We start from the raw sequence: 7155 nt of genomic DNA, 5'->3' as shown, positions 1-7155 counted from the left end.
CGCCACCTACCGCTGAGCCGCCGCCGGGCCGCCCCGCGACAGCAGCAGGGCGATCACCAGCGCGAGCGCGAGCAGCGCCGCGCCCGCGGCGAAGCCGATCCGGTACCCGTGCGCCAGCGCGGCCGGCCCGTCCGCCGCTCCGGCGTGCCGGGTCCCGGCCGCGGCCAGCGCCGCCATGCCCGCGAGGCCCAGCGCCCCGCCGACCTGCTGCGCAGTGCCGATCACCCCGGAGCGGACCCCGGAGTCGGCGGCGGACGCGCCCGTCATGGCGAGCGCGGTGGCCGCCGGCAGGACCAGGCCCGCCGAGACGCCGAGCGCCAGCATCGCGGGCAGCACGTCCACCGCGTAGGTGCCCGACGCCGGTGCCCGCGCCAGCCAGCCGAACGCCAGGATCCCGGCGGCGAGCCCCGCCGGCAGGACGCGGCCGACCCCGAAGCGGACGATCAGCGGCTCCGCGAGCGCCAGCGAGGTCGCCCCGATCACGGCGGACGCCAGCAGGTAGGCGAGCCCGGTCTCCAGCGGGTCGAGGCCGAGCACCTCCTGGAGGTACAGCGTGACCAGGTACTGGAAGCCGAACATCGCGCCGACGAACAGCGCCTGCAGCGCGTTCCCTCCCGTCCAGGCCCGGGAGCGGAAGACCGCCAGGTCCAGCAGCGGGGCCGCGGCCCGCCGCTGGCGGAGCACGAAGCCCGCGAGCAGGGCGAGCCCCGCCGCGGCCGGCGCCGCGGTGGCCGCCGCGCCGGAGCCGCCGGGTCCGAGGGAGCCGATCGCGAAGACCAGGAGCATCAGCCCGGCGGTGACCAGCGCGGCGCCGAGCAGGTCGGCGCCCGCCTCCCAGCCGATGCCGCGGTCCGGGCGCAGCGTGCGGCGGCCGAAGAGCAGCAGCAGCGCGCCGATAGGCACGTTGACCAGGAACATCCACGGCCACCCGAGCAGCTCGGTGAGCACCCCGCCGCCGAGCGCGCCGACCGACCCGCCGCCCGCCGCGACGAACGCGATCACCGTGATGGCCCGGACCCGCTCCCGGCCCTCGGGGAACAGCACCACCGCCATCCCGGTGATCACCGAGCCCGCCATCGCGCATCCGACGCCCTGCACGAACCGCGCGACCACCAGGGCCGTCGCGCCGCCGGCCGCGCCGCACGCCGCCGAGGCCGCCGTGAACACCGCGATGCCGCCGAGGAAGACCCGCCGCCGCCCGAGGAGGTCGCCGAGCCGGCCGCACAGCAGCAGGAGCCCGCCGAACGCGACCAGGTACCCGTTGACGACCCAGGACAGCTGCGCGCCGGCGAGGCCGAGGTCGGCACGGATCCGCGGCAGCGCCACCGCCACCCCCGTCCCGTCGACGATCAGCATCAGCTGCCCGGTGGCGAGCACCGCCAGGGCGGGCCAGGGGGAGCGCCCGGTCCGTACCGCGGTCTCCGCGACGTCCATCCCGCCTCCCATTCTTTTGCCGTGATCGTGCCACCCGGAGCCGCATTCGAAAAGAAGGAACATCGATGTAACCACGGGAAGGAAAAGTGCCTTCTTCCGCCCTTCTCGGAGAGTGGTGAAGGATGGACACACCCGAAGCACAGGGAGTGGAAGAAATGACGAAGATCGCCATTATCGTGGGCAGCACGCGGCCGGGCAGGATCGGGCGCCCGGTGGCCGAGTGGGTGCACAAGGTCGCGGCCGGGCGCACCGGGGCCGAGTACGAGATCGTCGACCTCGCCGAGCAGGGCCTGCCGCTCTACGACGAGCAGATCCCCGCGGCCGTCGGCCAGTACGCCGGCGAGCACACCAAGCGCTGGGCCGGCGTCGTCGCCGGGTACGACGGGTTCCTCGTCATCACGCCGGAGTACAACCACGCGCCGCCCGCCGCGCTGAAGAACGCGTTCGACTTCGTGCACGCCGAGTGGGCGAACAAGGCGGTCGGCTTCGTCGGTTACGGCGCCGTCGGCGCCGCCCGGGCCGTGGAGCAGCTGCGGCTCGTCGCGACGGAGCTGAGCGTGGCGTCGGTGGCCGCGCAGGTCACCCTGCTCATCCCGGGCGACTTCCCGAACTACCCCGAGTTCGCCCCGCAGGAGTTCCGCGAGGCCGAGCTGGAGCGCGTGCTGAACCAGCTGGAGTCCTGGTCGAAGGCGCTGGCCACCGTCCGGCAGTGAGCCCCGCACGGCGAGGGCGGGCGCCCGGTCGGGCGCCCGCCCTCGCCGTCGTACGGCCCGGACGTCACTTAGCGGGCTCCGGCGGGAACGGGATGACCTTGTGCGGGACGATGCGGACGACCACCCGCGAGACGTCGTCCACGTCGTGGACCTCGTCGAGGTACTTCAGCGTGAGCTCGTCGGCCAGCTCCTTGCCGCCGCCCTCCAGGACCTTCGCGGTGCCGCGGATCTCGATCGAGGTGACCGGGTTCTCGATGTCGAACACCGAGAGGTTGACCCGCGGGTCGCGGGAGATGTTGCGCTCGGTGCGGCGGCCGGCGTGCGTCACGAACAGCAGGGAGTCGTCCTCGTCGCGCTTGATCAGCACGATCGAGGAATGCGGGCTCCCGTCCTCGTTCACGGTGGCGACCACGGGGAAATTCTTGTTGTCGACGAATGCCCGGGTCTTCTCATCGAGTTTCTCAGCCATGCGGCAAAGGTATATTCGGGAACGGTCCCCGGACTCCCCTGATCACCCCCCTATTCCCCCGGTCCGGGAGGGGCGGCGTCCAGCCACCGGCCGATGACCGCGGCGGCGGCCGCGCCGTCCACGTCCGCGAGTTTCCGCGCGACGAGGAGGCGGGCGCCGGCGGAGGTCTGGCAGCGGAAGGGCGGATCAGCGGACGCCAGGAGATCGGCGATCGCGGCGGCGACCTCGGCCGCCGTCTGGGCGGCGGGCAACCCCGGCAGCGCGCCCTGCACCGCGGCCGCGTTGTCGACGTACTGCCGCAGGACCCGCTCGTACGGCCCGGCCCCGGCGAATACGCGCGCCCAGTCCGTCTTCCGGACGGCGTCCGTGTCGATCGGACCCGGCTCCACGACCGACACCGCGACCCCGACGCGCCGCGCCACGGGCGCGAAGCCTTCGAGGATCCCTTCGAGCGCGAACTTCGACCCGGCGTAGGCCTCCTGGAACGGCAGCCCGAGCACGCCCGCGACGCTGCCGACCGCGATGAACCGGCCGCCGCCGGCGCGCAGGTGCGGGAGGCCGCTCTTGAGCAGCTTGACCGGTCCGAACACGTTCACCTCGAACATCCGGCGGTAGCTCGCGAGGTCCTCGTTCTCGAACGTGTCGACGCCCGTGACGCCGGCGTTGCTGACGACGGCGTGGAGGCCGCCGTGGCGGGCCGCGACGCCGTCCACGAACGGCGCGATCGAGGTCTCGTCGGTGACGTCGAGCTCCGCGACGTGGATCTCGGCGCCGGACCGGGCGGTCAGCGCGTCGAGGCCCGCGACGCGGTCGAGGGAGTGGACGGCCGCCACGACCCGGTGACCGCGCTCGGCGAGCGCGACGGCCGTGCTCGCCCCGACCCCCGACCCGGCGCCGGTGACGATCACCGCTCCGGCGGGCGGCCGCGCGGTCACGACGCCGCCTTCCGCGCCGGGACGCCGAGACGGGCCTCGATGACGTCCGCCGCGCGCCGCGCGCCCCCGGCGGCCCGGGCGTGCGCCTGGAGCTCCAGCATCCGCCGGACCACCGCGGCGTCCGACGCGACCGCGGTCGCCTCGGCGACGAGCCGGTCCGCGTCCAGCTCGGCGGGGTCGATGACGCGGCCCGCGCCCAGCTCCACGGTCCGGTCGGCGTAGGGGAGGAAGTCGGCGGCCGGAGGGACGATGACGACCGGCGTCGCGGTGTACCAGGCCTCGACCAGCGAGCCGCTGCCGCCGTGGGTCACGAACACGTCCGCGTGTTCGAGGACGCTGACGTTGGACGCCCAGCGGTGGACCTCCACGTTCGGCGCGAGGCCGGCGAGCCGCTCGACGTCGGCGTCATCGAGGCCGTCCCCCACGGTCACGACGACGTGCCACTCCGTCCCGGCGAACGCGCGGGCCACCGTCTCGAAGAATCCGGCGTCGCCGTTGCGGACGCTGCCCAGGGACACCAGCGCCACGCGGCCGGCGCCCGCCGGCGGGGTCCAGGCGCCCAGGAAGTCGCGCTTCTCGACGCTCGGCCCGACGAACACGACCTGCTCGGGGTCGAAGGTCTCGTGCTCGGGCTGCATGCGGGGCGGGACGAACGAGATCGTCAGCTCCCGGACCCGCCGGGTGCTCCACAGGAAGTCCTCCAGCCGGTCGCCGAGCCCGAACCCGGCGAGCGCCTCGGCGATCTCCTCGACCGGGTCGGCCAGCCGGTGGCCGGGCGCGAGGCGCTCCATGTGGTCGAAGTAGGAGTAGTGCTCGTTCGACACGACGCTCGGGGTCAGCAGGACGGGCGGCAGCCCCCACAGGCCGGACAGGAGGCGTCCCGCCTGGAAGGCCGCCTCGTCGTAGGCGACGGCGTCGGGGCGCTCGTCGCCGAAGTGCTCGCGCGCGGCGCGCAGGATCTCCAGGTTCTCGCGGAAGAACGCGCGGGTGGCCGCGGCCGGGTCGTCCTCGGCCAGGCTGGCCAGAGGGTTCAGGGAGGGATAGGTGACGACCTCGGCTCCGAAGCGCCGCACCCGGTCGGCGGGACCCCCGGCGACCACGTAGGTGATCCGGTGCCCGCGCCGGACCAGCCGGTCGACGAGGTCGAGCTTCGGCAGCACGTGCCCGTTGGACGGGATGTCGAGGACGAGGAGGTGCAGGGTCATGGCGATGCTCCGATCCGCCGCCGCGCGGCACGTCAGGGGAAGAGGCACGTCAGGGGGAGAGGCCGTACACGTCCCGTGCGGCGGCCTCCGACACCAGGCCGTCGCGGACGTCCGCGAGGACGGCTTCGCGCGACCGCTCCCGGGGATCGCCGTAGCCGCCGCCACCGGAGGTGTGGATCTCGATGACGTCGCCGCGCTCCAGCACGAGCGTGCTGTTGGTGCGCGGCATCGTGACCCGCCCGTCGCGGTGCCGCACGACGCCGCGGTTCGCCGGAGCGGGCAGACCGCCCGCCAGGCCGTACGGCACCGTCTGCTTCAGCGCGCCCGAGCCGATGCAGACGACGCGGACGCCGTCCTGGTCGATGCGCCACCGCGAGAACCCGCCGAGCCCTCCGCGCCACCGTCCCGCGCCCGCCGAGTCGGTCGCGAAGCCCTGGTGCAGGATGGTCGCGGGCGCGGCGAGCTCGTGCAGCTCGACGTCCACCTCGCGGCCGCCGCCCATGGCGACCGGCGGCCCGATCGCGTCCCATCCGTCGAACCCGAGCACGGCCCCGGAGCCGCCCTTGAGCGCGCCGGTGGCACCGAACGGCCGGCCGGTCCGCTCGTCGATCCCGACGGCGGCGAACGCGTACCCCCGGCACCAGCCCGCGTGGGTGAGCGCCGGGTCGGCCTGGGCGAGGGCCAGCCACACCGTCTCCACGATCGCCTCGCAGGCGGTGATCGTGCACAGCGTGGTCGCGGCGGGCTCGACCGCGTGCGCGATCGTGCCGGGGCGGGTCAGCACGTCGATCGCCGAGAGGGCGCCGCTGGTGCGGCGCTGCGCGGGGTCGGTCACCGCGAACAGCGCGACGAGCGCCGAGGCGACGGTGTTGGCGCGGGTCGAGTTCGCGTACCCGGTCACCTGCGGGTCGGACCCGGTGAAGTCGAAGACGGCGCGCTCCCCCGCCACGGTGAGCCTGAGCCGCACCGCGATGGGCTCGCGGTGGTGCTCGCCGCCGTCGTCGAGGTGGCGGACGGCCTCGTACACCCCGTCCGGCCAGCGGGCGATCTCCGACCGCATGTGCCGGGCCGCGGCCGCGAGCTGGAACCGCACGGCCTCCAGGACCGGTTCGACGCCGAACGCGTCGAGCATCGCGACCAGCTCGCGCTCGCCGAGCGCGGCCGCCCCGATCTGGCAGTGCAGGTCGCCCTCGACCGCGTCGCGGAGCCGGAGGTTCAGCAGGATCAGGTCCCAGACGTCGTCCTGCCGGACGCCGCGCCGGTACAGCCGGACGGGCGGGATCCGGAGCGCGTCCTCGTAGCAGTCGCGGGCGCCAGGGTTGTAGCCGAGCTCGCCGCCGCTGCCGCCGACGTCGGCGTGGTGGCCCTTGGTCGCGGTCCAGAAGCGGAGCACGCCGCGGTGGAAGACCGGTTTGAGGACGGTCACGTCGGGCGGATGGTTGTTGCCGTGGTACGGGTCGTTGAGCACGAAGACGTCGCCTTCGCCGACGTCGCCGGCGAACTTGGCGAGGACGCCCTCGTAGGCGCTGGGCAGCGACCCGGCGAGGACCGGGATGAAGTCCTTGGTGGCGATCCACGCGCCGTCGGCGTCGAAGATCCCGGTCACGAAGTCGCGGCTCTGGAACGCCGCGGACCGGCAGGACCTCAGCATCGCGTCGGCCATCCGCGCGGCGATGGCGTGCAGCCGGTTGTCGACCACCGAGGCCAGGATCGCCGCCGTCACCGGACCGCCTCCTTCACGCCGCGCAGCGCGGCCAGCACCTCGGCCCGTTCGCGGTCGGCCGCGAAGATCAGGGTCGTTCCGCCTGCGGTGACCTCGTACGCGAACCCGGGCGGGACCACGATGGTCGTGCCCGAGCCGGCCAGCAGCGCGGGCCCGTTCCGACGTTCGTCCACCGGCACCGCCTCCAGGCTCTGGACGGGCACCTCCTGGAAGGCGCCGTCGAACCAGGCCCGCTGCGTCCCGTCCCCGCCCGGCCGTGCGCGGGCGGCCGCCGGAACGCCCGTGGACGGGGGCGAGGGGGTGGGCGCGCGCGCTTCCAGCCGGAGGTTGACCAGTTCCGCGGGCGCCTCCGGCTGCGCGAAGCCGTACAGCCGTTCGTGGCTCTGGTGGAACGCGGCCATGAGCCCGTCCAGTGCCGCGGCGCCGTCGCGGGTTCCGGGCGGGAACGCCACCGTGACCTCGTGGACCTGGCCGACGTACCGGACGTCGGCCAGCCGGGTGAACCGGAGGTCCGCCGGCGCCGGCCCGCCGGCCGCCGAATCCGCCTTCGCACGCTCCTCCAGCCCGGCGAACGCGGCGGCGACCTCGTCCGCGCCGGCTCCGGTGGCGCGCGGGTCGCGCCCGCGCCCGAGCAGCGTGTGCACGTAGTAGCGGACCAGGTCGGCGCGGAGCATGC

The 7155-nt window shown here is 74.6% G+C and carries 6 protein-coding genes and 1 pseudogene; 1 reads left to right on the top strand and 6 read right to left on the bottom strand.

Going from position 1 to position 7155, the window contains the following annotated elements; all coding sequences use genetic code 11:
* Positions 1-6 precede the first annotated feature (6 nt).
* Positions 7-1434 (bottom strand): MFS transporter, encoded by a 1428-nt coding sequence (locus ABZ914_RS43085; RefSeq protein ID WP_500200556.1) that lies wholly within the window; start codon positions 1432-1434, stop codon positions 7-9.
* A gap of 155 nt (positions 1435-1589) precedes the next feature.
* On the opposite strand from ABZ914_RS43085, the gene ABZ914_RS43080 reads away from it, so the two are divergent.
* Positions 1590-2147, top strand: coding sequence for an NADPH-dependent FMN reductase (locus ABZ914_RS43080; protein ID WP_500200555.1), 558 nt, complete (start codon positions 1590-1592; stop codon positions 2145-2147).
* Positions 2148-2211: 64 nt separating this feature from the next.
* On the opposite strand, the gene ABZ914_RS43075 is transcribed toward ABZ914_RS43080, so the two are convergent.
* From ABZ914_RS43075 to ABZ914_RS43055, 5 genes and pseudogenes are all read right to left on the bottom strand, one after another.
* Entirely contained in the window at positions 2212-2616 is a 405-nt protein-coding gene (locus ABZ914_RS43075) for a TIGR03618 family F420-dependent PPOX class oxidoreductase (protein ID WP_190853174.1), read from the bottom strand.
* A gap of 50 nt (positions 2617-2666) precedes the next feature.
* Positions 2667-3551, bottom strand: coding sequence for an SDR family NAD(P)-dependent oxidoreductase (locus tag ABZ914_RS43070; protein WP_500200554.1), 885 nt, complete (start codon positions 3549-3551; stop codon positions 2667-2669).
* On the bottom strand, positions 3548-4756 hold the full coding sequence (locus ABZ914_RS43065; RefSeq protein WP_500200553.1) for a macrolide family glycosyltransferase: 1209 nt from the start codon (positions 4754-4756) through the stop codon (positions 3548-3550). Before ABZ914_RS43065 ends, ABZ914_RS43070 begins: the two co-directional genes overlap by 4 nt.
* Positions 4757-4805: 49 nt before the next feature.
* Positions 4806-6479 (bottom strand): hydantoinase B/oxoprolinase family protein, encoded by a 1674-nt coding sequence (locus tag ABZ914_RS43060; RefSeq protein WP_500200552.1) that lies wholly within the window; start codon positions 6477-6479, stop codon positions 4806-4808.
* Positions 6476-7155 (bottom strand): annotated as a pseudogene (locus tag ABZ914_RS43055) (hypothetical protein); the annotation flags it as partial. The pseudogene ABZ914_RS43055 and the gene ABZ914_RS43060, both read right to left, overlap by 4 nt.

This window comes from Spirillospora sp. NPDC046719, from assembly GCF_040645715.1.
GTDB lineage: Bacteria > Actinomycetota > Actinomycetes > Streptosporangiales > Streptosporangiaceae > Spirillospora.
The sequence above is the reverse complement of the archived record's forward strand: the minus strand, read 5'-3'. Positions and strand labels throughout refer to the sequence as shown.

What these genes read in the sequence shown, in the direction of transcription:
- ABZ914_RS43085 (WP_500200556.1), bottom strand. Translation starts at nt 1,434, where the DNA reads ATGGACGTCGCGGAGACCGCGGTACGGACCGGGCGCTCCCCCTGGCCC.
- ABZ914_RS43080 (WP_500200555.1), top strand. Translation starts at nt 1,590, where the DNA reads ATGACGAAGATCGCCATTATCGTGGGCAGCACGCGGCCGGGCAGGATC.
- ABZ914_RS43075 (WP_190853174.1), bottom strand. Translation starts at nt 2,616, where the DNA reads ATGGCTGAGAAACTCGATGAGAAGACCCGGGCATTCGTCGACAACAAG.
- ABZ914_RS43065 (WP_500200553.1), bottom strand. Translation starts at nt 4,756, where the DNA reads ATGACCCTGCACCTCCTCGTCCTCGACATCCCGTCCAACGGGCACGTG.